Here is a 23,023-nt window from a genome sequence, read left to right as displayed (position 1 = left end):
GTGCTTTCAACTCACTGGTTCGCGCCGGTCACCTGCGCGAAGGCGGCCTGATTAATGGTGGTCCCGATGTCGGTTTCAAGCCTGTTGACGTAGGAAGCAACCTGCTCCTCGGTCTGGGCGCGGTCGAGACTCTCCTTCAGCTTCTTGAACGCCTCGGAGGCTGCGTCGACGGCGGGATCGACGATGTCGGTGACGCGGAAGACGACCACTTCGCTGCCGCCGCTGACAGCCGTCTGTCCGACGCCGTCCTTGGCAGTGCGGAAGGCGGCCGACACCACGGCTGCGGGCACGCCGGCGGGAGAATCGTCGCGCTTGAAGCCGGTCGCGGTCTCGACCTTGGCGCCGAACGCTGCGGCTTCATCGGCAAGCTTGCCGCCGGCTTCGAGCTTCTGCACCATCTCGGTCGCCTTGGCCTTGAGCTTGGCCGCGATCTGGTCCTGGCGCCAGCGCGCCTCGACCTGGTCGCGGACCTCATCGAGATTGCGGTCACGCGAGGGCGTGATGGCGAGCACGTCGTACCAGACATAGCCGCCATTGAACGAGATCGAGTCGTTGTCGACGCCGACATCGGTGTTGAAGGCCTGCGACACCACGTCGAGGCCTTGCGGAATGTTGGCGACCGGCTGGCCGTTCGGGGCGCGTCCGGAGCGGTCGACGGCGTCGATGGTCACGGCGGTGAGGCCGAGCTTCTGCGCCGCGTCGATCACGCTGGAGCCGCCGCCACGCTCGTCTTCCATCTTGTCGCGGAGATCGGCGACCTTGACGCGCGCGCGCTCGGTGGCGATCTCGCGCTTGATGTCGCCGGCAAGGCTGGCGTAGTCCGCCTCTTTGCCCGGCTCGATCTTGTCGACCTTGACGATCGCGACGCCAAGCCCGCCCTCGATCGGCTGGCTGATCTCGCCGGCCGGAAGCGCGAAGGCGGCATCGCCGACTGCGGCAGCGAGCGAAGACTTGGTCACGAGCCCGAGGTCGACGTCGGAGGCGCTCAGCCCGCGCTCCTTGCCGAGGTCCTCGAACGACATTCCGCCGACGAGGCGCTCGCGTGCGGCCTGCGCGTCGGCGACGTTCGGGAACACGATCTGCTGGATCTGCCGCTTCTCCGACGTGCCGAGCCGGTCCTTGCGCTGCTCGAACATTTTCTTGGCGTCCTCGTCCGACACCTCGGTCCACTTGCCGATCTCCTCCGGCGAGACCACGACGAAGGCGAGCTTGCGATATTCGGGCGCGCGGAACTGGACCTTGTGATCCTCGAAATAGGCGGCGAGCGTCTCGGGCGAGGGCGCGTCGATCTGGCCTGCCTGGGCGGCGTCGAGCTTGACGAACTCGATGGCGCGCTGCTCGTTCTGGAAGCGCGTCAGCACGTCGAGCATGGTCTTCGGCGGCTCGAGGCCGGCGCCGATCGTGCCGGTGATCTGCCGGCGCAGCGACACCTTGCGCTGTTCGGCGACGTATCGCTGCTCGGTATAGCCGAAATTGCGGATCAAGGCCTGGAAGCGGTTCGCATCGAAATTGCCGCCGACGCCCTTGAAGTTGGGATCGTTCATGATGAGCTGGCGGATCTGCTCGTCGGACTGACCGAGCCCGAGCCGGCGCGCCTCCTCGTCGAGGGCGGCTTCCGCGATCGTCTGCTGCAGCACCTGGCGGTCGAGGCCGAAGGCACGCGCCTGATCGGGCGTCAGCGGACGGCCGAACTGGCGGCTGATCTGTTGCAGGCGGTCCGTGTAGATCTGGCGGAACTCGTTCAGCGAAATCTCGGTGCTGCCGATCTTGGCGACCGTGGACTGTCCGAATCCTTTGAAGATGTCGGCGATGCCCCAAATGCCGAAACTGACGATCAACACGCCCATCACCACGGCCATAATGGTCTTGCCGAGCCAGTTTGATGAGGCCTTGCGCATTCCTCGAAGCATTTGGTCCAACTTGTTTGAGCAGGAGGGGAACGGGAGCGCGTCTTAATGCAGATTCAGCAAAAGCGCCTCACCAAATTGATCAATCATCATAAAGTGGCGGCTTTCCCCCCGCAACCTCGGCTCATGCGGCCTCGCGAAGCGGTTAAAGAGGTTTGGTCTCTGGAACTGCGGCAGGTCCTCTGCTAGCGCATGCACAACCCTCATCTTGCTGGAAATTAATATGACCGATGCCATCCGACCGCTGATCGCCGGCAACTGGAAAATGAACGGCCTGAAGGGCTCGATTGCCGAATTCGACGCCATGCTCAATGGCACGGCAGAGGTGGCCGCCAAGGCCGACCTGCTGGTCTGCCCGCCCGTGACCCTGGTCGCTGCTTTCGCCGGGAAGGCGGCCGGCAAGAAGGTCGCAGTGGGGGCCCAGGACTGCCATCCCAAGGCCTCCGGCGCGCATACCGGCGATATTGCCGCCGAAATGCTGGTGGATGCGGGCGCAACCGCAATCATCGTCGGCCATTCCGAGCGGCGCGCAGATCACGGCGAGGGCGATGCCCTGATCCGCCAGAAGGCCGAAGCCGTCTGGCGCGCCGGGGCGACGGCGATCGTCTGCGTCGGTGAGACGCAAGCCCAGCGGGACGCCGGTCAGACCCTGGACATTCTGCGCGGGCAGCTCGCCGGCTCGCTGCCTGATGGCTCGACCGCCGCGAATCTCATCGTGGCCTACGAGCCGGTCTGGGCGATTGGCACCGGCCTGACCCCAACAGCCCAGGATGTTGAGCAAATTCATGGGTTTATCCGGGAGCTCCTGACCTCGCGGTTCAAGGCCGACGGTGCCAAGATGCGCATCCTCTATGGTGGCTCGGTCAAGCCCTCGAATGCGGCCGAGCTGATGGCGGTCAAGAACGTCAATGGCGCCCTGGTCGGCGGTGCCAGCCTGAAAGCGGCAGATTTCCTTGCGATCGCGAAGGGCTGCTCCTAGCTAACCCTAAAGCACGGATCCGGACCCGATCGGGGGTGGCAATACCCCCTCTGATCGTGTAACACCGCGCAACTTCAGGAAAACCCGCGAAGCGCGATCGGCCGCCGTCAGGCGCCGCCCGCTTGTGACGGAAGGGCACTATGCAGACTGTTGTCATCGTCATCCACCTCATGATCGTCGCCGTCATGATCGGCGCCGTCCTGCTCCAGAAGTCGGAAGGCGGCGGCCTCGGCATGGGCGGGGGCGCGGGCTTCATGTCGAGCCGTGGCACTGCGAACCTTTTGACGCGGACCACCGGGATTTTGGCTGCGGGCTTCTTCCTCACCAGCATGTTCCTGTCATGGCACGCAGGCTACAGCCGTGCGCCGTCGTCGATCATCGGCACGCCGGCCTCGCAGACCCAGCCGGGCGGCGGATCGCCGATCGCGCCGCCGACCTCGGGCGGCATCCTGGATTCGCTGAAGAAGGCCGACGAGCAGCAGCAGGCGCCGGCCCCGAGCGGCCCGCAGGTGCCGCGCTCGCAATAAAGCAGGGGGGCCACGCAGGGCGGCTGCTACCGTCCTGCATCAACAATCCCCATCAAGACACTGTCACCACTCTTAGTTTTGGCTCACCCACAGGCCCGCAGAATCTTTGGGGCGGAATACGAATCGCTTTGGCGAATCGAATTCGAGGGATTAGAGGTTAAGTCCCATGGCGCGGTACATATTCATCACCGGCGGCGTGGTTTCTTCGCTCGGCAAGGGTCTGGCTTCAGCGGCACTCGGTGCGCTGTTGCAAGCCCGGGGCTACAAGGTCCGCCTCCGCAAGCTCGACCCCTATCTCAACCTCGATCCCGGAACGATGTCGCCGTATCAGCACGGCGAAGTGTTCGTGACCGATGACGGCGCGGAGACCGATCTCGATCTCGGTCACTACGAGCGCTTCACGGGCCGGCCTGCGACCAAGCAGGACAACATCACCACGGGGCGCATCTACCAGGACATCATCTCCAAGGAGCGCCGCGGCGATTACCTCGGCGCGACCATCCAGGTGGTTCCGCACGTCACCAACGCCATCAAGGAATTCGTCCTCTCCGGCAATGACGATTACGATTTCGTCCTGGTCGAGATCGGCGGCACCGTCGGCGACATCGAGGGCCTGCCGTTCTTCGAGGCGATCCGCCAGCTCAAGAACGAGCTGCCGCGCGATCACGCCATCTACATTCACCTCACGCTGCTGCCTTATATTCCGAGCGCCGGTGAATTGAAGACCAAGCCGACGCAGCACTCGGTGAAGGAGCTGCGCTCGATCGGCATCCAGCCGGACATCCTGCTCTGCCGCACCGACCGCGAGATTCCGAAGGAAGAGCGGCGCAAGCTCGGGCTGTTCTGTAACGTGCGTGAAAGCGCCGTGATCGAGGCGCGCGACGCCGACAGCATCTATGCCGTGCCCGAGGCCTATCACGCGGCGGGCCTTGACGACGAAGTGCTTGCCGCCTTCGGTATCGGATCGCGAATCCCGCCGGTGCTCAAGAGCTGGCAGCAGATCAACGAGCGCATCCGCAATCCCGAAGGCAACGTCACCATCGCGATCGTCGGCAAATATACCGGCATGAAGGATGCCTATAAGTCGTTGATCGAGGCGCTCTCGCACGGCGGCATCGCCAACAAGGTGAAGGTCAATCTCGACTGGATCGAGAGCGAGATCTTCGAGAAGGAAGATCCGGCACCGTTCCTCGAACACGTCAACGGCATCCTGGTGCCCGGCGGCTTCGGCCAGCGCGGCGCGGAAGGAAAGATCCGTGCGGCGCAGTTCGCGCGTGAGCGCGACGTGCCGTATTTCGGCATCTGCTTCGGCATGCAGATGGCGGTGATCGAGGCGGCGCGAAATCTCGTCGGCATCGAAGAAGCCAACTCCACCGAGTTCGGTCCCACCAAGGAGCCGCTGGTCGGCCTGATGACGGAATGGCTGCGCGGCAACGAGCTCGAGAAGCGCTCGCAGGCCGGCGATCTCGGCGGCACGATGCGGCTTGGCGCTTATCCCGCTGCGCTCAATCGCGGCAGCCGCGTCTCGCAGGTCTATGGCGGCGCCACCGAGATCTCCGAGCGCCACCGCCATCGCTACGAGGTCAACACCGCCTACAAGGACCGCCTCGAGCAGCACGGGCTGAAATTCTCAGGCCTGTCGCCCGACGGCGTGCTGCCTGAAATCGTCGAGTACGAGGATCATCCCTGGTTCATCGGCGTCCAGTTCCACCCCGAACTGAAGTCGCGGCCGTTCGAGCCGCATCCGTTGTTCGCCTCGTTCATTCAGGCGGCGATGGTGCAGAGCCGGCTGGTGTAGCGCATTCTCCGCCTTTGACGATCGCGCGAATTGTTGCGACAACTCCCTGCCGCAAGAACAACAATGCAGGGAGTAAACTCCAATGATCTACGAAATGCGCGTCTATCGCTGTGTGCCCGGCCGCCTGCCGGCGCTGCTGAAGCGGTTCGAGACCGCCACGCTGAAGATCTGGGAGAAGCACGGCATCAAGCAGGCCGGGTTCTTCACGACGCTGATCGGTGAATCCAATCAGGAGCTGACCTATTTCCTGGCCTGGGACTCGCTCGCCGACCGCGAGAAGAAGTGGGGCGCGTTCATGACCGATCCGGACTGGATGAAAGCACGCGCCGAGAGCGAGGCCGACGGCCAGATCGTCGGCAACATCGTCAGCCAGATCCTGACGCCGACCGCCTTCTCGGCGGTCAAGTAGCGATCCTTGCCGCAGCGGGGAGCTCTGGCGCAACCCTGATATTCGAACGGCCCGGGCCGAATGGGGTTGATCCGACCCCCATGGCGGCTATGGTCGCGCCGAAACGAGGGATTGGCCTTGAGCTCTTCGAATTCAGCGGCGCCGGTCGTCACCATTGGCACGGTCAAATTCGGCAATGATCTGCCGATCGCGATCATTGCCGGGCCGTGCCAGCTCGAAAGCCGCCAGCATGCGCTGGAGGTGGCCTCCGCGCTCAAGGAGATCGCCGCGCGGCTGAACATCGGCCTCGTCTACAAGACCTCCTTCGACAAGGCCAACCGCACCAGCGCGTCGGCGGCGCGCGGGCTGGGCCTCGCGCAGTCGCTGCCGATTTTCGCCGAAATCCGCTCCTCGCTCGGTCTGCCTGTCCTGACCGACGTGCACGATGCCATGCAGTGCGCCGAGGTGGCGCAGGCGGTGGACGTCCTGCAGATCCCGGCCTTCCTGTGCCGGCAGACTGATCTGCTGCTCGCTGCCGCTGCGACCGGCAAGGCCGTCAACGTCAAGAAGGGTCAATTCCTGGCGCCGTGGGACATGGCGAATGTCGTCACGAAGATCACGAGTGCGAACAATCCCAACGTGCTCGTCACCGAGCGCGGGGCGTCATTCGGCTACAACACGCTGGTCTCCGACATGCGCGCGCTGCCGATCCTGGCGCGCACCACCGGCGCGCCTGTCATCTTCGATGCCACCCATTCGGTGCAGCAGCCGGGCGGGAAGGGGACCTCCTCGGGCGGCGAGCGCGAATTCGTGCCGGTGCTGGCGCGCGCGGCCGTTGCGGTCGGCGTTGCCGGCGTCTTCATCGAGACCCATCCCGACCCTGACAGCGCGCCGTCCGACGGGCCCAACATGGTGCCCCTGCGCGAGTTCGAGGGGCTGATCGCCAGGCTGATGGCGTTCGACGCGCTCGCCAAGAATCCGCGCTGATGCAGCAAGGCGAGGCGCGGCCGCAAGATCACGGTCTGCCGACAGCGCTCTACGTCATCTCAGGCGCAAGCTTCGCCGCAGCGCTGTCGGCCCGCGCGCTCGATCCGGTGCTGCCGCACGTCGCCGAGGATTTTGGCGTCAGCATCGCGACCGCCGCGGGCTTTGCCGCGGTGTTCGCCTTCACCTTCTCGATCATCCAGCCCATCGTTGGCGCCGCCGCCGATCTGTTCGGCAAGACGCGGCTGATGATCGGCTGTCTCGCGCTGCTCGGCCTTGCCAACATCCTGGGCGCGCTCTCGTCCTCGTTCTCGGTTCTGTTTGCGACCCGCATCCTCGCCGGCATCGGCTCGGGCGGCGTGTTTCCGGTGGCGCTGAGCCTGACCAGCGATCTCGTCGGGCCGGAGAAACGCCAGGTCGCGATCAGCCGCACACTTGCCGGCGCCATGACCGGCAATCTGCTCGGCGCCTCGGCCTCCGGGCTGATCGGCGATTTCCTCGGCTGGCGTGGCGTGCTGGCGGTGCTCGGCGTGCTCGTGATCGTCGCCTCGATCGCGGTCGCCGCCGGCTTCCACGGCGCCAAGGTCAAGCATCCGCCGAAGACGAGCCTGTCGGCGCTGAAGGCAGGCTATCGCACCATCTTCACCAATCCGAATGCCTATGTCTGCTATTCGGCGGTGTTCATCGAAGGCTGCTGCGTGCTCGGCCTGTTTCCCTACATCGCCTCGTTCCTGTTCGAGCTCGGACAGACCTCGCTCTCGATCGCCGGCATTGTCATCGCGGGCTTTGCGGTCGGCGGGCTGTTCTACACGCTGACGGTGTCGCGTCTGCTGCCCTGGCTGGGCGTGAAGGGCATGATGATCTGCGGCATGACGCTGGTGGCATCGCAGCTCATTGCCGTCGCCTTCGGCCCGCGCTGGGAAGTGCAGGCACTGAATCTCATCGTGATGGGATGGGGCTTCTACATCGCTCATGGCTGTCTGCAGGTCTTCGCCAGCGAGCTCTCGGTCGAGGCGCGCGCCACCGCGCTGTCGCTGCATTCGTTCTTCTTCTTCATGGGGCAGACCGTGGGACCGCTCGCCTATGGCTTCGGGCTCCAACACGCCGGCAAGATGCCGACCCTGTTCGCGAGCGCAGTGATCATGGTGGTGCTGGGCGTTGTCTGTGCCCGGCTGCTCAAGCCGCGGGCGCCGTCCGACGCGCGCAACTGACGAAAGTGCGCAGGAAACCCTGCAACTAAATCGGACGTCCTGCCCTCAGCATGCTACAGCCGGGGATGACAAAGTTCCTGATCGCCGCGCTGCTCGCCATGGGTCCGGTCGCCGCGCAGACGTCTCAAGCGCAGCCCAAGCCATCCGTGACGGATCGCGAGCAGGTGCAAGCCGACCGCGCGAAAGCGGCTGCCGAGGAAAAGAACGCGCCGACCACGCGTCCCTGGGACAGAGATGCCAACGGCAAACGTCCCTGGGAAAGGTCATCCGTCTCCAAGTAGCCCGCGCGGCATTCGCTTTGTCGCTGGCGAACACGTCGAACTTCTCCGTAGCAGGATTGAAGCGAACGATGGCATTCGCGGAGAAATCGGTCAGTCAGACGTCTACGAGGTCCGGCGACAGTGCGGTGCCGTTCACGATCCAGCCGGTATCGTAGGCGTTCGTCTTTGCGCTGGCGCTCGAGATGGTCGGCGAACAGCACGTGGCCGCCACCATCGGCGTCGAGCCGACCGGCGAAGCGTTCAACTCGATCCGGCTCACCAACGACAACCGGCCCTCAACCCGATGGTCAATGCCGGCGTATTAGACGAGTTGACGGCGCCTACGATTGACTCGCCGATTCCTGGACCGGCTCAGCGAGTGCCCGGGAATTGTGCAACCTTTTGTTGCCTTGCAGCCACACCGCCGTGGAATCGCCGATTGGCCCGGCGACGAAACCGGTCATCGGTGGTTCGTAGGTGGCGAAGCAGCTAGATATTTCCCGTTTGAAATATCTGGCAATCAAGGGCAGCGCAGGACTCAGCGGAATTTTCAATGATCGGGGCAGGCGGGGCTGGGCCCACGCGTGGGGCGCTCTTAATCAGGTTTTGGTTGGCCGGCACAGCTCTTGCGACGGTTGCATTGTTGCCGTCCCTGGCGCGAGCGCAGGTATGGCAGGATGGCGGCGTCGCCAACGGCAATTACAACGAGGCCACCAATTGGACGACAAACACCGTCCCCGACACCGCAGGCGAAACCGCGACCTTTTCCAGCACGGGCACGAAGGCAGTCACCGTCACTCTTGGCCCCATCTCACCCCAGTCCTGGATTTTCAGCGCTGCGTCCCAGGACTACTTGATAAGCGGTCAGGCGGTGAATTTTGTCACCGGCATCACCAACAATGCCGTCGGCGTCGGCATCGGCACTTTCATCTTTATCAGCAACGACATGACGGGCGCCTCGATCTCGCAGGCGGGGTCGTCCAGCGGGTTGACGCTGTCCGGCACCAACTCGTTCACCACCACCAGCGTTACCGCCGGGACCTTCGTCAACGCCGGTAGCCTGACGACGTCGCTGACCGTCAGTGCGTTCGCGAGGAATCAAGGTACCCTGATCGGCGACATCACCACCACCACCGGTTTCTCCAACTTTCCCACCGGCATCATCTCCGCGACGACGATTGCCAACAACGGTGGCACGTTCGTCAACACTGGCTCGATCACGACGACCGGCGGCACGACCAATGCCGCCGGCGCCTCCTTCAGCACGACGGGCACGGTCAACGGCGGGCTGACGAATTCGGGCACGGCCTACGCGGGGGGCGCATTCAATGACGGCATCACCAACCAGGGCAGCGGCTCCTTCGCGGTGGTCGGCGATCTGACCACCAATGGTGCGGTGACCAACAACGCGACGTCGAGCCTGGCCGTGCAGCTCGGCAGCTTCACCGGCATCACGACGCTGACGAACAATTCGACTTCCGTCACCGCGGTCCAGGTCTCGGCGGGCCGGACGCTGAGCGCGACCAGCATCGCCAACAACGCCGGCACTTTCACCAACGGCGGTACGGTGACGACAACTGCCGGGACGACGAACGCGGCCGGCGGCACCTTCACGACCACTGGAACGGTCAATGGCGGACTGACGAATTCCGGCACCGCGAACGCAGCCGGGACGATCAACGGCAACGTCGACCATCAAAGCGGCACCTTCACGGTGACCGGTGCGCTCACCGTCAACGGTAACCTGACTACCGGTGCAATATCCGACCTTTTTGTCTCGGGCGGCAATCTCACCGTAACGACGCTGATCAACCAGTCCAATGCGATGGTTCACGCGATCTGGATCGACGCCGGCCGCACCGTCAACGCCACCACCTTCACGAACTCTGGCGGCCAAATCAGTGTTGGCGGAACACTGAACTCCACCAATACCATCTTGAATGACGGCAAAATGATCGTCGAGGCGACCGGCACGGTCAATGCATCGATCAACAGCATCTCCGAATACATCGGGCTGGACGGAACGATCAACGGGAACGTCACGATCTCAGCCCCTAGCCAATTGAGCTCGGGGGGCGGCAGCGTGTCGGGACGCGTGACCCTCGGCACCGCCGGCGCGATCGCCAATGTCACCGGTGGCGGCGCGACCTTTGGGTCGGTGGCCGGCGTGGCAGGCAGCGTGCTCGATACCGGCGCATTCACCATGACGGTCGGCGGGGACAATTCGACGTCGATCTTCGCCGGCTCCTTGATCGGGAGTGGTGGATTCGTGAAGACCGGTTCCGGCATCATGTTGCTGTCGGGCGACGGTAGCGCATATACCGGCACGACGACGGTCAACGGTGGCACGCTCGTTGTCGATGGCTCGATGTCATCGAGCCTCACCACGGTGAACGCGACTGCAGCGTTGGCCGGCACCGGCACTGTGGGGGCGCTCCAAGTCAACGCGGGCGGCATTTTCTCGCCGGGTGGCGCGGGCGGGCCGGGAACCTCCATGACCGTGGCAAGCCTCACGATGCAGTCAGGGGCCCTGTTCAGTGTTTTCGTCGATCCCTCAACCTCCAGCTTTGCCAATGTGACCGGAAACGCAGCACCTAACGGCGCCATCGTGGGTGCGCATTTTGCCGCCGGCTCTTACGTCGCCAAGCAGTACATGATCCTGACTGCGAGCAGCATCGCCGGCACGTTCGATCCCACCGTGGCCAACACTGGCCTGCCGTCGGGCTTCCACACGACGCTGAGCTATGACAGCACCCATGCCTATCTGAATCTTGCGCTGAATTTCGCGCCGCCGTCCGGCAACCTCAACGGTAACCAGCAGAACGTCGGCAACGCTATCATCAACTTCTTCAACACAAACGGCACCATCCCGATGGTGTTCGGAAGTCTTACGCCCACCGGCCTAACTCAGCTCTCCGGCGAGGTCGGCAGCGCGCCGCAGCAGACGACGTTCAACGCGATGAACCAGTTCATGGGCGTGATGACGGATCCGTTCATCGCGGGCCGCGGCGATCCCGTCAGTGCGGGCGGCGCGCCGAATGCCTATACGGACGAGACAGCCCTGGCTTACGCGCGGACGCGCAAGCCGAACGACGCGCTGGCTGCGATCTACACCAAGGCCCCGATCGCGCCGTCGTTCGAGCAGCGCTGGAGCGTCTGGGCGGCGGGCTTCGGCGGCGCGCAGCAGACTGACGGCCGCACAGTGGTCGGGTCCAACACCACCACAAGCAATCTCTATGGCACCGCTGTCGGTGCGGATTATCGCATCTCCCGCGATACGCTGGTCGGCTTCGCGCTCGCCGGCGGCGGCACCAACTTCACCGTGGCGAATGCCCTCGGCGGCGGGCGATCCGACCTGTTCCAGGCCGGCGCCTTCTTCCGGCACATCATCGGGCCTGCCTACATCACCGGCGCGCTGGCCTATGGCTGGCAGGACATCACCACCGATCGCACCGTGACGGTTGCCGGCGTCGATCGCCTGCGTGCGGAGTTCAACGCCAACACATATTCCGGCCGGCTCGAGGGCGGCTATCGCTTCGTCACGCAGGGCGTCGGCCTCACGCCTTACGCCGCAGCGCAGTTCACGACGTTCGATCTGCCGGCCTATGCCGAGCAGGCCATCGTCGGCAGCAACACGTTCGCGCTGGCCTACGGCGCCAAGAGCGCCACCGACACCCGCACAGAGCTCGGCCTGCGCACCGACAAATCCTTCGCCCAGGCCGACGGCATCGTCACCCTGCGCGGGCGGCTTGCCTGGGCGCATGATTTCAATCCCGACCGTGCCATTGGCGCCACGTTCCAGACGTTGCCCGGTGCAAGCTTCGTCGTGAATGGCGCGGCCATGGCCTCGGACTCCGCGCTGGTGACAGGATCGGTCGAGAAGAAGTGGCTGAACGGGTGGTCGGCCGCCGGTACGTTCGAGGGTGAATTCTCCGGCGTCACGCGATCCTACGCAGGCAAGGGCGTGGTGCGGTACGCGTGGTGATCGCGAACGCAGGATGCGCGGCTCATCCCCGCCCGCGATACGGCGCGACGCCCTGCTCGGGCAGCCAGAGGCCCTTCGGCGCGCGGCCGGTCTGCCAGAACACATCGATCGGAATGCCGCCGCGCGGATACCAATAGCCGCCGATGCGCAGCCATTTCGGCTTGATCTCGCTCGCAATGCGCTTGCCGATCATGACGGTGCAGTCCTCGTGGAAGGCGCCGTGATTGCGGAAGCTCGCGATGTAAAGCTTGAGCGATTTCGACTCCAGCAGCCACGCCCCCGGCGCGTAGTCGATCATCAGATGCGCGAAATCCGGCTGTCCCGTGACCGGGCAGAGCGAGGTGAATTCCGGCACGGTGAAACGCACCAGATAGTCGGTGCCCTTTTGCGGATTGGGCACGCGGTCGAGCTGAGCGTCTTCCGGTGTGTGCGGCCAGTCGACCGCACGGCCGAGCTGGAGGGATTTCTTCGCCATCGTCGTCACATCCTGTGGAGCAGATCCGGACCCGGAGGGCCGCGTTAGCGCAAAGTGGGTACCGGTTTTCCGAAAGATCATGCTCAGTCAAAAAACGGCTAGAGCGCGATAAGGTCGCGCTCTAGAGGGTGCCGGGATGGACGTAAATGCCGCTGCCGTCAACCGGCGGCGAGGGTCTGGACCATGACGATCCGGTCGTTGCCGGACTCGCAGCCCCAGAGCTCGCCCGGCCTGCCGTCCAGCTGGCGCACGGCGGCATTGGCCTTGTCGCTGGCGAACACGTTGAATTTCTCCGTAGCAGGATCGAAGCGGACGATGGCGTTGGCGGAGAAGTCGGTCAGCCAGACCTTGTCCTTGTCGTCGACGAAGACGGCATAGGCGCGGGGACGCTCGCCCGGCAGCTTCCACGTCTTCCACGACCCATCGGCGGGATCGTGCACCGAGACATGGCCACTGTTCCACTCGCTGACCCAGATCCGGCTTTTCGAGTCCGACCACACGCGCCGCGAGCCCGCGCCTGGCGTCGGCGGCTCGACCATTGCGGCATTACCCGTCGCGCGATCAATCTTCGCGATGTAGCTGCCGGCGAGCGAGGCGTACCAGATATCGCCCTTGGGCGTCACCGTGATGCCGTAGGGGCCAACGCCTTTGGGCGCCCTGAACACATTCATTTCGCCAGACTTCGGCGCGAGCCGGCCGTAATAGCCGGACTGGCCGGTGAACCAATAAGTGCCTTCCTTGTCGAACACGCCGGTGTTGAGATTGGCGGAGGCGAATTTTTCCGGCAGGCGGTACAGCGTAACTTTGAGATCGGACGGATCGACCCGCGCGATCGCGTTCTGGCCGCCCTCGGTGATCCAGGGCGCGCCGTCGGGGCCGATCGTCACGCCATGCGGGGCGGCGCCCTGACCGAGGCTGACCGTCTTGAAACGGCCATCCCGGGGATCGAGTCTGCCGAGCAGGCCCTTGCCCTGCGCCGTGAACCAGACCAAACCGTCAGGGGCGGGTGCGAGATCGTGCAGGCCGATGCCCGCACTGATCGGGAAATATTTCGTCCGGAATGGGGCCTCTTGGGCAAAACCTGGGCGGGTCACCAACAGGGCGGCAGTCGAGGCGAGAAATTGGCGGCGATTCATGGCGTTACCCCGGCTGGTTCAGATTGAGGTTGGACGCGCAGATCAGTTGATTTCAAGCTTAGCCCCGGCCGCTTCACGCGTCAGTCGAAGCACGCGGTCCAAGCGTTCACATTTGCTTGCGGCCCGTGTAAGACCCGCGGCGAACCGATCAAACCTAACGAACGGAAGTGCACATCATGACCGCCATCATTGACATCATCGGCCGCGAAATCCTCGATAGCCGGGGCAATCCCACCGTCGAGGTCGATGTCGTGCTGGAGGATGGCGCGCTCGGCCGCGCTGCCGTGCCCTCCGGCGCGTCTACGGGGGCCCATGAGGCCGTGGAACTGCGCGACGGCGACAAGGCCCGCTATCTCGGCAGGGGCGTCACCAAGGCCGTCGGCGCCGTGAACGGCGAGATCTTCGAGGCCCTGAGCGGCCTCGATGTCGAGCAGCAGGCCCAGATCGACCAGATCATGATCGACCTCGACGGCACAGCGAACAAGAGCCGGCTCGGGGCCAACGCAATCCTCGGCGTCTCGCTCGCCTGCGCCAAGGCGGCCGCGAACTCGCTCGACATGCCGCTCTACCGTTATGTCGGCGGCACCTCGGCGCGCCTGTTGCCGGTGCCGATGATGAACATCATCAATGGCGGCGTGCATGCCGACAACCCGATCGACTTCCAGGAATTCATGATCCTCCCCGTCGGCGCCTCGTCCTTCGCCGAGGGGCTGCGCTACGGCGCGGAGGTCTTCCACACGTTGAAGTCCGAGCTGAAGAAGGCCGGCCACAACACCAATGTCGGCGACGAGGGTGGCTTTGCCCCGAACCTGCCGTCGGCCGATGCCGCGCTGGAGTTCGTCATGAACGCGATCGGCAAGGCCGGCTTCAAGGCGGGGAGCGATATCGTGCTCGGCCTCGACTGCGCCTCGACCGAGTTCTTCAAGGGCGGCAAATACGTCTATGAAGGCGAGGGCAAGACCCGTTCGATCTCCGAGCAGGCCAAGTACCTTGCCGACCTCGTCTCGCGCTATCCGATCGTCACCATCGAGGACGGCATGTCCGAAGACGACATGGACGGCTGGAAGGAGCTCACCGACCTCGTCGGCACGAAGTGCCAGCTGGTCGGCGACGACCTCTTCGTCACCAACGTCAAGCGCCTCGCCGATGGCATCAAGGCCGGCCGCGCCAACTCGATCCTGATCAAGGTCAACCAGATCGGCACGCTGACCGAGACGCTCGCCGCCGTCGAGATGGCGCACAAGGCCGGCTACACCTCGGTGATGTCGCACCGCTCGGGCGAGACCGAGGATTCCACTATCGCCGATCTTGCGGTCGCAACGAATTGCGGTCAGATCAAGACCGGGTCCCTTGCACGTTCCGACCGCACCGCCAAATACAACCAGCTCCTGCGCATCGAGCAGCAGCTCGGCAAGCAGGCGCTGTACGGCGGCAAGGCCGCACTGAAGGCGCTGGCATAAGCCAGCGCTTCGACTCGCGAAAAGACCGACAGGGGAGGATCGACATGAGCGATGGCAAGTCCGGACTGCAACTGCGTTCGCTGCTGAAGAAGAGCGGCGAGCTGGAATTGTCCCTCGTGGATGTCCCGACGCCGGAGCCGGCCGACGACGAGGTCGTGGTCCGCGTCGAGGCGACCCCGATCAACCCCTCCGATCTCGGGCTCCTGATCGGGCCGGCCGACATGTCGGCCGCCAAGGCCTCCGGCACGAAGGAGATGCCGGTCATCACGGCGAAAATGCCGGAGGCTGCGATGCGGATGATGGGAGCCCGGCTCGATCAGTCGCTGCCGGTCGGCAACGAGGGCGCCGGCACGGTGATCCAGACGGGCTCGTCGGATGCGGCGAAAGCCCTGATGGGCAAGACGGTGTCGATGATCGGCGGCGCGATGTACACGCAGTATCGCGTGCTGAAGGTTCGCGACGTCATGGAGCTGCCGGCGGGCACCACGGCCGCGGACGGTGCGTCCTGGTTCGTCAATCCGCTGACCGCCCTCGGCATGACTGAGACGATGCGGCGGGAGAACCACAAGGCGCTCGTGCACACGGCGGCTGCGTCCAATCTCGGCCAGATGCTCAACAAGATCTGCATCAAGGACGGCATCGGGCTCGTCAACATCGTCAGGAGCAAGGAGCAGGCCGACATCCTGCACAAGATCGGCGCCAAGCACGTCGTGGATTCCAGCGCGCCTGATTTCACGGACGATCTCACCAATGCGCTGGTCGAGACCGGCGCCACGATCGCCTTCGATGCCATCGGCGGCGGCAAGCTGGCGAGCCAGATTCTGACCGCCATGGAAGCTGCGGCCAACAAGACTGCGAAGGAATACAGCCGCTACGGCTCCAACGTGTACAAGCAGGTCTATATCTACGGCAGCCTCGACAATCGGCCGACTGAATTGAGCCGGTCCTTCGGTCTGACCTGGGGCGTCGGCGGCTGGCTGCTGACGCCGTTCCTCCAGAACATCGGTCCGGCCGAGATCGGTCGTCTGCGCCAGCGCGTCGCGTCCGAGCTCAAGACCACTTTCGCCAGTCACTACACCAAGGTGGTCTCGCTGACCGAGGCGCTCGATCTCGCCAACGTCGCCGTGTACGCCAAACGCGCCACCGGCGAAAAATTCCTCATCAACCCGAATAAATAATCGTGATCTGCAACGGCAGGTTACCGAAGGAAGGTCTTGCCTTCTGAGCGCAGCCGGAGATTATTCCGCCGCCATTGCAAGCGGAGAAACCGCGGGGCGCTCAGAAGGGGACCTCTCCATGACTGATCTCAATCGCCGTCATTTGCTCACAGGCGCCGCCGCCCTCAGCGCGGCTGCCGTATCCGGCTTCGTGCCGACCGCGGCCAATGCCTCAGTGCCGCCGACCGGCACGCAAGCGCCGGGCTTCTATCGCTACAAGGTCGGCAGCTACGAGTGCACCTCGATCAATGACGGCGCGCGCACCTTCCCGATGCCGGACAAGTTCGTCGCCAACATTCCCAAGGACGAAGCGCTGGCCGCGGGCGAAGCAGCCTACATGCCGAAGGGCATGGTCACGGTGCCGTTCAACCCGCAGCTCATCAACACCGGCTCCAAGCTGGTCCTGATCGACACCGGCAACGGCATTGCGAATCTCGAGGCGAGCAAGGGCGCGGTCGGCCGCACGCTGCAGAACCTCCAGGCTGCCGGCGTCGAGGCGAAGAACATCGACATCGTGCTGCTCTCGCATCTGCATCCCGATCACACCAACGGCATTCGCCTTGCCGACGGCGCGCTCGCATTCCCCAATGCCGAGATCATGGTGCCGGGCAAGGACTGGGAGTTCTGGACCAGCGAGGAGAACGCGGCCAAGGCCGAGTCCAATCCGATGATGAAGAACTACTTCGCCAACGTGAAGAAGACCTTCGCCGGCCTCGAGTCCAAGGTCACCAAATACGAGTGGGGCAAGGAGGTCGCGCCCGGCATCACCTCGATCGCAACCCCGGGCCACACGCCGGGCCACACCTCGTTCGCTGTCGCCTCGGGCCATGCCAAGGTGCTGATCCAGTCGGATGTCACCAACATCCCGGAATTCTTCCTGCGCAATCCCGACTGGCACGTGATGTTCGACTACGACGCCGCGCTGGCGCAGGAGACGCGCCACAAATTCTACGACATGGCGGCGGCGGAGAAGGCGACGGTGGTCGGCTTCCACTTCACGTTCCCTTCGGTCGGCCATGTCCAGAAGGACGGCGCGAAGTACCGCCTGATCCCGTCGGCGTGGAATCCGACGATCTGATCTGAATTTGACATGTGGGCGAAAGATCGGGCCGTCGCTTGGCGGCCCGATTGTTTTGAGATTGTAGCCCGGATGGAGCGAAGCGTAATCCGGGGTCGTGCCCCAAGCTATGCCGGCCCCGGATTGCGCTGCGCTCCATCCGGGCGACGGGTCCAATGTCTGCTTTCGCGAAACACAGGGTTTCCAAATCAGGCTAATTCATGCACTTGCATCCATCGATCCGGATCGCTTAAGTGCCGTCCGGCACTTCCCCTCAAGGTTTCAAGGACATCTCATGGCCTACAACATCGTCACGATCGCCGGCAGCCTGCGCAAGGAGAGCTTTTCGCTGAAGATCGCCAACGCGCTCGCCAAGCTTGCGCCTGATACCCTCAAGCTCGAGGTCATCACGCCGGCGGGCATCTCGTTCTTCAACCAGGACCTCGAGGGTGCGCCGCCCGCGGACTGGCTGGCCTTCCGCGACAAGCTCCAGAAGTCGAATGGCGTGCTGTTCATCACCCCCGAATACAACCGCTCGATTCCGGGCGTCCTCAAGAACGCCATCGACGTTGCCTCGCGCCCCTATGGCAAGAGCTCGCTCCTCGGCAAGCCGGTCGGCATCATCTCGAATTCGCCGGGACCGCTCGGCGGCGTCAGCGCGGCCAAGCATCTGCAGAACATTCTGCCGGGCATTTCCGGCTCGCTGCTCCAGCAGCCTGAAATCTACCTGAACGCCGTCGGCGATGCGTTCGATGCAAACGGAGATCTGACCAAGGACTCCCTGAAGACGGTGCTGCAGCAGTACATCAACGCCTTCGCCGCGCACGTGGCGAAACACCAGGGCTGAAGCAAAATATCCCCGCGGCCAGTCGGGAGGTCTTCAATCCTGAGGAGACCGCGAAGCGGTCGTCTCGAAGGATGGCCGCGGGGACAGCCGGGCCTGCATGGTTCGAGACGGCGCTTCGCGCCTCCTCACCATGAGGGGCGGGTGGGGCGGGGAGTGGCTCGAATTAGCACTCCCTTAACCAACCTGTCCCATCTTCCCAAGATGGTCTCCCGCGCGCGCCTGAAATCGATCCTGACCGGCCTTGCCCTCTACGCGATGGCGGCCGCCATCGTCGGCTATTTCGGCGTCAACGCCTATACCGGCAAATACGGCCTCAACGCCCGCCAGGAACTCGACCAGGAGATCATCGCCCTGACCAGCGAGCTGGCCCAGCTCAAGCGCGAGCGCGCCAGGAGCGAGCAGCGGGTGTCGCTGCTGCGATCCGAGCGGATCGACCCCGACATGCTGGACGAGCGGGCGCGCTTCCAGCTCGACTACGTCAATCCGCGCGATCTCGTTCGGATGATCCCGGCGAAGTAGCGTTTTCCGCAGCTTTTGAAAGCGACCCGAAAGCCGATGCCGAAATCCGACCACCGGGTCCGTGGCTCCTGCGAAGGTCGTAAGTCCGGAACCCACCGGTTGCCTTGACGGCAGCGCGTCAGCGGGCTCATGGCTTGCGTGGCGCTCGCCGAAGTTGACGCAGATCAATCAGGCAGCGCCCGCCCGTTCTAGTCTGCCATCCGGAGGAAACAGTGATGAATGGGACAATGCCCCGGCATCACGCGGCCCGTGTCGAGGCCGCCATCGCGTCAGGCCAGGCGGCACGATCCGCGCTCGTGGCCTCGTGGCGCCGTTCGTCCAGATTGCATCATCTCGATCCCGGCGGCCGCACCTCGCCGATGCGGCTGACCGAAGCCGAGCTGCACCAGGCGCGCGAGCGCGTCGCGCCGCTCCTGGCCGCAGCGCAAGGCGTGATGGACCGGCTCTATCAGGCCGTCGGTGCGAGCGGCTGCTGTGTGCTGCTCGCCGACGGTGAGGGCGTGCCGGTCGATCGTCGCGGTACGGCGGCGGACGACGCCACGTTTCAATCCTGGGGCCTGTGGACCGGTGCGCTCTGGAGCGAGGAGCACGAGGGCACCAACGGCATCGGCACCTGCCTCGTCGAGCAGCGTCCGCTGACGATCGACCGCGACCAGCATTTCTTCACCCGCAACACGCTTCTGAGCTGCAGCGCCGTTCCGATCTACGACCATGAGGCGGCGCTCGCGGGCGTGCTCGACGTGTCCTCCTGCCGCACCGACCGGACCGATGCATTTTCCAGTCTGATCGCGCTTGCGGCAGGCGAGGCGGCCAAGCGCATCGAGGCCGATCTGTTCCGCCGGGCCTTCGCCCATGCCCGCATCGTGCTGACGCAAGTTGCGGATGGCCAATGCGGAGGCCTCATTGCGGTCGATGCCGATGATCTCGTGATCGGCGCGACCCGCTCCGCCCGGGTGGCGCTCGGCATCGCTCCTGGCCGGGCATTGCAGCCGGTGCCGGCGGCGGATCTGCTCGGCGGCGATACTGCGCGCGATCATCTTGCCGGCGGTCAACGCGCGGTGGTGCAGCGGGCGCTGCTCCGCGCCGGCGGCAATGTGTCGGCAGCCGCCAAGGCCCTCGGCGTAAGCCGTGCCACGCTGCACCGGAAGCTGAAGCGGTTCGAATTGAACCACTAGGCCCTACGGTTTTCCCAGCCGTCATTGCGAGGAGCTCTTGCGACGAAGCAATCCAGAGTGTCTCCGCGGAGGCAGCCTGGATTGCTTCGCTTCGCTCGCAATGACGCTGTGGGAGCGGCCAGCGTTCCATCTTGCACTTGCCTCGCCCCCCGACTGTCGCAGAACTGCGACAGGTCCGCTCCACCATCGCCCCTGCCTGGGCTGACAGAAAACGCTCCCCGCATCATCGTTCGCGCAAGTCGCGAGCACGCGACGAATTGCGCAAACAGCAAACATCGGGAGTGATCAATGAACAAGGTGGAATTCCTCAGCGTCACCAAAGTCCCCTTCGCCGAACGCTACGACAATTTCATCGGCGGCAAGTTCGTCGCGCCGATATCAGGCAAATATTTCGACAACGCCTCGCCTGTGAACGGCCAAATCGTCTGCAAGATCGCGCGGTCCGACGCGCAGGACGTCGAGGCGGCCCTCGACGCGGCGCATGCGGCCAAGGCCGCCTGGGGCCGCACCAGTGTCGCCGAGCGCGCCGCGGTCCTGAACCGGATCGCCGATCGCATGGAAGAAAATCTCGAGCGTCTCGCCATCGCCGAGACCTGGGACAATGGCAAGCCGATCCGTGAGACCCGCGCCGCCGACATCCCGCTCGCCATCGATCACTTCCGCTACTTTGCCGGCGTCGTCCGCGCCCAGGAAGGCTCGATCGGCGAGATCGACCACGACACCATCGCCTATCATTTCCACGAGCCGCTCGGCGTGGTCGGCCAGATCATCCCCTGGAACTTCCCGCTGCTGATGGCCTGCTGGAAGCTCGCGCCTGCGCTCGCCGCCGGCAATTGCGTCGTGCTCAAGCCCGCCGAGCAGACCCCGGCCTCGATCATGGTCTGGGCCGAGATCATCGCCGACATACTGCCATCAGGCGTCCTCAACATCGTCAACGGCTTTGGTCTCGAGGCCGGCAAGCCGCTGGCCTCCAGCCCGCGCATCGCCAAGATCGCCTTCACCGGCGAGACCTCGACGGGCCGGCTGATCATGCAATACGCCAGCCAGAACCTCATTCCGGTCACGCTGGAGCTGGGCGGCAAGTCGCCGAACATCTTCTTCAACGACGTCACCGCGGAAGACGACGATTTCTTCGACAAGGCGATCGAAGGCTTCGTCATGTTCGCGCTGAACCAGGGCGAGGTCTGCACCTGTCCGAGCCGGGCGCTGGTGCACGCCGACATCTATGACCGCTTCATGGAGCGGGCGCTGAAGCGTGTCGCGGCGATCAAGCAGGGCGACCCGCGTGCGGCCGACACCATGATCGGCGCGCAGGCCTCGGGCGAGCAGCTCGCAAAAATCCTCTCCTATATCGACATCGGCAAACAGGAGGGTGCGAAGGTGCTGGCCGGCGGTGGACGCGCCGAGCTCGGCGGCGATCTCTCGGGTGGCTTCTACGTCCAGCCGACCGTGTTCGAGGGCCACAACAGGATGCGGATCTTCCAGGAGGAGATCTTTGGGCCCGTCGTTTCGGTCACGACGTTCAAGAACGACGAGGAAGCGCTCGAGATCGCCAATGACACGCTCTATGGCCTCGGGGCCGGTGTCTGGAGCCGCGACGCCAACCGCTGCTACCGCTTCGGCCGGGCGATCCAGGCCGGCCGGGTCTGGACCAACTGCTACCATGCCTATCCCGCGCATGCGGCGTTCGGCGGTTACAAGCAGTCGGGCGTCGGTCGCGAGACCCACAAGATGATGCTCGATCATTATCAGCAGACCAAGAATCTCCTGGTCAGCTATAGCCCGAAGAAGCTCGGCTTCTTCTGATCGGCGGTGCGGAGAGGGCGGCGCCATTTCGGCGCCGTCCGCTCTAAGGGCTGGGATTGGCGTGGCCCACATTCTTGATCCGGTCACGAATCTGCGCACGCGCGTGAGGCGCATAGATTTGTTGCCCGATCGGCGCCAAAGATTTTCCAATATTTCGACCACGTTGCACTGCGGCATAATGAAAGTCGTGCCATGTCGCCGCGGTGCTTTCCAAGGGTGTTTGACTTGGGTTAGAGAGGACGAAAGTTTTCTCTGACCCGGAATTCCTATGGCCGCACCCAAGAAAGCCGCCGCAAGCACTCCACAGGACAAGCCCGACGGCGGTTCGCCCCCGGAATTCACCAGGGAGCAGGAGCTCAAGGCGCTCCGCGACATGCTCCTGATCCGGCGGTTCGAGGAAAAGGCCGGCCAGCTCTACGGCATGGGCGCGATCGGCGGCTTCTGCCACCTCTATATCGGCCAGGAGGCCGTAGTCGTCGGCATGCAGATGGCCCTGAAGCAGGGCGATCAGGTCATCACCGGCTATCGCGATCACGGGCACATGCTCGCCACCGGCATGGACGCCAACGGCGTCATGGCCGAGCTCACGGGCCGCCGCGGCGGTTATTCCAAGGGCAAGGGCGGCTCCATGCACATGTTCAGCAAGGAGAAGCACTTTTACGGCGGCCACGGCATCGTCGGCGCCCAGGTCTCGCTCGGCACCGGACTTGCCTTCGCCAATCGCTATCGCGGCAACGACAACGTCAGCGTCACCTATTTCGGCGACGGCGCGGCCAACCAGGGCCAGGTCTATGAGAGCTTCAACATGGCGGAGCTCTGGAAACTGCCGGTGATCTTCGTCATCGAGAACAACCGCTACGCCATGGGCACCTCGGTCTCGCGCGCCTCAGCGCAGCAGGACTTCTCCAAGCGCGGCGCGTCCTTCAACATCCCCGGCAAGCAGGTCGACGGTATGGACGTCCGCGCCGTCAAGGCTGCGGGCGAGGAGGCGGCGGCCTGGTGCCGTGCCGGCAAGGGCCCCTACATCCTGGAAATGCAGACCTACCGCTATCGCGGCCACTCGATGTCCGATCCTGCAAAATATCGCACGCGCGAGGAGGTCGAGAAGGTCCGCCACGACCAGGATCCGATCGAGCAGGTGCGTAACCGCCTGCTCGCGGCCAAGGTCAGTGAGCAGGACCTGAAGGCGATCGACGCCGAGGTGCGCGACATCGTGAACGCGTCCGCCGATTTCGCCCAGCATGATCCCGAGCCGGATGCCGCCGAGCTCTGGACCGACATTTACCGCTGAA

19 protein-coding genes and 1 pseudogene are annotated in these 23,023 nt (G+C 64.3%); 17 read left to right on the top strand and 3 right to left on the bottom strand.

The genetic code is table 11. The features are described 5' to 3' along the window. Nucleotides 1-11: 11 nt before the first annotated feature. Nucleotides 12-1,910 carry a peptidylprolyl isomerase gene (locus IVB26_RS22300; protein WP_247967432.1) on the bottom strand — a complete coding sequence of 633 codons (1,899 nt, stop codon included), beginning with the start codon at nucleotides 1,908-1,910 and terminating at the stop codon, nucleotides 12-14. Nucleotides 1,911-2,130: 220 nt separating this feature from the next. Here IVB26_RS22300 and tpiA point away from each other — a divergent pair, with 220 nt between their 5' ends. The 9 genes and pseudogenes from tpiA (at nucleotide 2,131) to IVB26_RS22255 (ending at nucleotide 12,039) form a co-directional block, all read left to right on the top strand. Continuing rightward, complete coding sequence (tpiA, locus tag IVB26_RS22295; protein WP_247967431.1) at nucleotides 2,131-2,886, top strand: triose-phosphate isomerase; 756 nt, start codon at nucleotides 2,131-2,133, stop codon at nucleotides 2,884-2,886. Nucleotides 2,887-3,026: 140 nt separating this feature from the next. Then, the gene (gene secG / locus IVB26_RS22290; RefSeq protein ID WP_246929325.1) at nucleotides 3,027-3,413 is read left to right on the top strand and encodes a preprotein translocase subunit SecG; all 387 of its coding nucleotides are present in this window, start codon (nucleotides 3,027-3,029) and stop codon (nucleotides 3,411-3,413) included. A 166-nt stretch (nucleotides 3,414-3,579) separates the two neighbouring features. Then, entirely contained in the window at nucleotides 3,580-5,211 is a 1,632-nt protein-coding gene (locus tag IVB26_RS22285; RefSeq protein ID WP_247967430.1) for a CTP synthase, read from the top strand. Nucleotides 5,212-5,293: 82 nt separating this feature from the next. Continuing rightward, nucleotides 5,294-5,620, top strand: a complete 327-nt coding sequence (locus IVB26_RS22280) for an NIPSNAP family protein (RefSeq protein ID WP_247967429.1) — start codon at nucleotides 5,294-5,296, stop codon at nucleotides 5,618-5,620. Nucleotides 5,621-5,737: 117 nt separating this feature from the next. After that, nucleotides 5,738-6,586 (top strand): 3-deoxy-8-phosphooctulonate synthase, encoded by an 849-nt coding sequence (gene kdsA / locus IVB26_RS22275; protein ID WP_247967428.1) that lies wholly within the window; start codon nucleotides 5,738-5,740, stop codon nucleotides 6,584-6,586. Continuing rightward, nucleotides 6,586-7,794 (top strand): MFS transporter, encoded by a 1,209-nt coding sequence (locus IVB26_RS22270; protein ID WP_247967427.1) that lies wholly within the window; start codon nucleotides 6,586-6,588, stop codon nucleotides 7,792-7,794. Before kdsA ends, IVB26_RS22270 begins: the two co-directional genes overlap by 1 nt. 65 nt (nucleotides 7,795-7,859) lie before the next feature. Further along, nucleotides 7,860-8,075 carry a hypothetical protein gene (locus IVB26_RS22265; RefSeq protein WP_247967426.1) on the top strand — a complete coding sequence of 72 codons (216 nt, stop codon included), beginning with the start codon at nucleotides 7,860-7,862 and terminating at the stop codon, nucleotides 8,073-8,075. Nucleotides 8,076-8,188: 113 nt separating this feature from the next. After that, nucleotides 8,189-8,379 (top strand): annotated as a pseudogene (locus IVB26_RS43555) (glutaminase); the annotation flags it as partial. A 285-nt stretch (nucleotides 8,380-8,664) separates the two neighbouring features. Beyond that, nucleotides 8,665-12,039, top strand: a complete 3,375-nt coding sequence (locus tag IVB26_RS22255; protein WP_247967424.1) for an autotransporter domain-containing protein — start codon at nucleotides 8,665-8,667, stop codon at nucleotides 12,037-12,039. 22 nt (nucleotides 12,040-12,061) lie between these two features. On the opposite strand, the gene queF is transcribed toward IVB26_RS22255, so the two are convergent. Then, nucleotides 12,062-12,514, bottom strand: coding sequence for a preQ(1) synthase (gene queF, locus IVB26_RS22250; protein ID WP_247967423.1), 453 nt, complete (start codon nucleotides 12,512-12,514; stop codon nucleotides 12,062-12,064). Between the two features lie 158 nt (nucleotides 12,515-12,672). Next, the gene (locus IVB26_RS22245; protein WP_247967422.1) at nucleotides 12,673-13,650 is read right to left on the bottom strand and encodes a Vgb family protein; all 978 of its coding nucleotides are present in this window, start codon (nucleotides 13,648-13,650) and stop codon (nucleotides 12,673-12,675) included. A gap of 176 nt (nucleotides 13,651-13,826) precedes the next feature. Between IVB26_RS22245 and eno the strand changes: the two genes are divergently transcribed. The 8 genes from eno (at nucleotide 13,827) to pdhA (ending at nucleotide 23,022) form a co-directional block, all read left to right on the top strand. Continuing rightward, on the top strand, nucleotides 13,827-15,110 hold the full coding sequence (eno, locus tag IVB26_RS22240) for a phosphopyruvate hydratase (protein WP_247967421.1): 1,284 nt from the start codon (nucleotides 13,827-13,829) through the stop codon (nucleotides 15,108-15,110). 44 nt (nucleotides 15,111-15,154) lie between these two features. Then, nucleotides 15,155-16,288 carry a zinc-binding dehydrogenase gene (locus tag IVB26_RS22235; RefSeq protein ID WP_247967420.1) on the top strand — a complete coding sequence of 378 codons (1,134 nt, stop codon included), beginning with the start codon at nucleotides 15,155-15,157 and terminating at the stop codon, nucleotides 16,286-16,288. A gap of 118 nt (nucleotides 16,289-16,406) precedes the next feature. Then, nucleotides 16,407-17,405, top strand: coding sequence for an MBL fold metallo-hydrolase (locus IVB26_RS22230; RefSeq protein WP_247967419.1), 999 nt, complete (start codon nucleotides 16,407-16,409; stop codon nucleotides 17,403-17,405). Between the two features lie 274 nt (nucleotides 17,406-17,679). Continuing rightward, nucleotides 17,680-18,231: an NADPH-dependent FMN reductase gene (locus IVB26_RS22225; RefSeq protein ID WP_246928822.1), complete on the top strand. Its 552-nt coding sequence runs from the start codon at nucleotides 17,680-17,682 to the stop codon at nucleotides 18,229-18,231. A gap of 201 nt (nucleotides 18,232-18,432) precedes the next feature. Beyond that, the gene (locus IVB26_RS22220; protein ID WP_028141594.1) at nucleotides 18,433-18,750 is read left to right on the top strand and encodes an FtsB family cell division protein; all 318 of its coding nucleotides are present in this window, start codon (nucleotides 18,433-18,435) and stop codon (nucleotides 18,748-18,750) included. Between the two features lie 215 nt (nucleotides 18,751-18,965). After that, entirely contained in the window at nucleotides 18,966-19,925 is a 960-nt protein-coding gene (locus IVB26_RS22215) for a helix-turn-helix domain-containing protein (protein ID WP_247967418.1), read from the top strand. Nucleotides 19,926-20,213: 288 nt separating this feature from the next. Then, nucleotides 20,214-21,731: an aldehyde dehydrogenase gene (gene adh / locus IVB26_RS22210; RefSeq protein WP_247967417.1), complete on the top strand. Its 1,518-nt coding sequence runs from the start codon at nucleotides 20,214-20,216 to the stop codon at nucleotides 21,729-21,731. Between the two features lie 268 nt (nucleotides 21,732-21,999). Beyond that, nucleotides 22,000-23,022: a pyruvate dehydrogenase (acetyl-transferring) E1 component subunit alpha gene (gene pdhA / locus IVB26_RS22205; protein ID WP_247967416.1), complete on the top strand. Its 1,023-nt coding sequence runs from the start codon at nucleotides 22,000-22,002 to the stop codon at nucleotides 23,020-23,022. Nucleotide 23,023: the final 1 nt, after the last annotated feature.

Origin of the sequence: Bradyrhizobium sp. 195, from assembly GCF_023101665.1 — a bacterium.
In the GTDB taxonomy this organism is placed as follows: Bacteria; Pseudomonadota; Alphaproteobacteria; order Rhizobiales; family Xanthobacteraceae; genus Bradyrhizobium.
The sequence above is the reverse complement of the archived record's forward strand: the minus strand, read 5'-3'. Positions and strand labels throughout refer to the sequence as shown.

Excerpts from the sequence above, each read along its gene's own strand:
- IVB26_RS22300 (WP_247967432.1), bottom strand. The coding sequence starts at position 1,910 with ATGCTTCGAGGAATGCGCAAGGCCTCATCAAACTGGCTCGGCAAGACC.
- tpiA (WP_247967431.1), top strand. The coding sequence starts at position 2,131 with ATGACCGATGCCATCCGACCGCTGATCGCCGGCAACTGGAAAATGAAC.
- secG (WP_246929325.1), top strand. The coding sequence starts at position 3,027 with ATGCAGACTGTTGTCATCGTCATCCACCTCATGATCGTCGCCGTCATG.
- IVB26_RS22285 (WP_247967430.1), top strand. The coding sequence starts at position 3,580 with ATGGCGCGGTACATATTCATCACCGGCGGCGTGGTTTCTTCGCTCGGC.
- IVB26_RS22280 (WP_247967429.1), top strand. The coding sequence starts at position 5,294 with ATGATCTACGAAATGCGCGTCTATCGCTGTGTGCCCGGCCGCCTGCCG.
- IVB26_RS22270 (WP_247967427.1), top strand. The coding sequence starts at position 6,586 with ATGCAGCAAGGCGAGGCGCGGCCGCAAGATCACGGTCTGCCGACAGCG.
- IVB26_RS22265 (WP_247967426.1), top strand. The coding sequence starts at position 7,860 with ATGACAAAGTTCCTGATCGCCGCGCTGCTCGCCATGGGTCCGGTCGCC.
- queF (WP_247967423.1), bottom strand. The coding sequence starts at position 12,514 with ATGGCGAAGAAATCCCTCCAGCTCGGCCGTGCGGTCGACTGGCCGCAC.
- IVB26_RS22245 (WP_247967422.1), bottom strand. The coding sequence starts at position 13,650 with ATGAATCGCCGCCAATTTCTCGCCTCGACTGCCGCCCTGTTGGTGACC.
- eno (WP_247967421.1), top strand. The coding sequence starts at position 13,827 with ATGACCGCCATCATTGACATCATCGGCCGCGAAATCCTCGATAGCCGG.
- IVB26_RS22235 (WP_247967420.1), top strand. The coding sequence starts at position 15,155 with ATGAGCGATGGCAAGTCCGGACTGCAACTGCGTTCGCTGCTGAAGAAG.
- IVB26_RS22230 (WP_247967419.1), top strand. The coding sequence starts at position 16,407 with ATGACTGATCTCAATCGCCGTCATTTGCTCACAGGCGCCGCCGCCCTC.
- IVB26_RS22225 (WP_246928822.1), top strand. The coding sequence starts at position 17,680 with ATGGCCTACAACATCGTCACGATCGCCGGCAGCCTGCGCAAGGAGAGC.
- IVB26_RS22220 (WP_028141594.1), top strand. The coding sequence starts at position 18,433 with ATGGTCTCCCGCGCGCGCCTGAAATCGATCCTGACCGGCCTTGCCCTC.
- IVB26_RS22215 (WP_247967418.1), top strand. The coding sequence starts at position 18,966 with ATGAATGGGACAATGCCCCGGCATCACGCGGCCCGTGTCGAGGCCGCC.
- adh (WP_247967417.1), top strand. The coding sequence starts at position 20,214 with ATGAACAAGGTGGAATTCCTCAGCGTCACCAAAGTCCCCTTCGCCGAA.
- pdhA (WP_247967416.1), top strand. The coding sequence starts at position 22,000 with ATGGCCGCACCCAAGAAAGCCGCCGCAAGCACTCCACAGGACAAGCCC.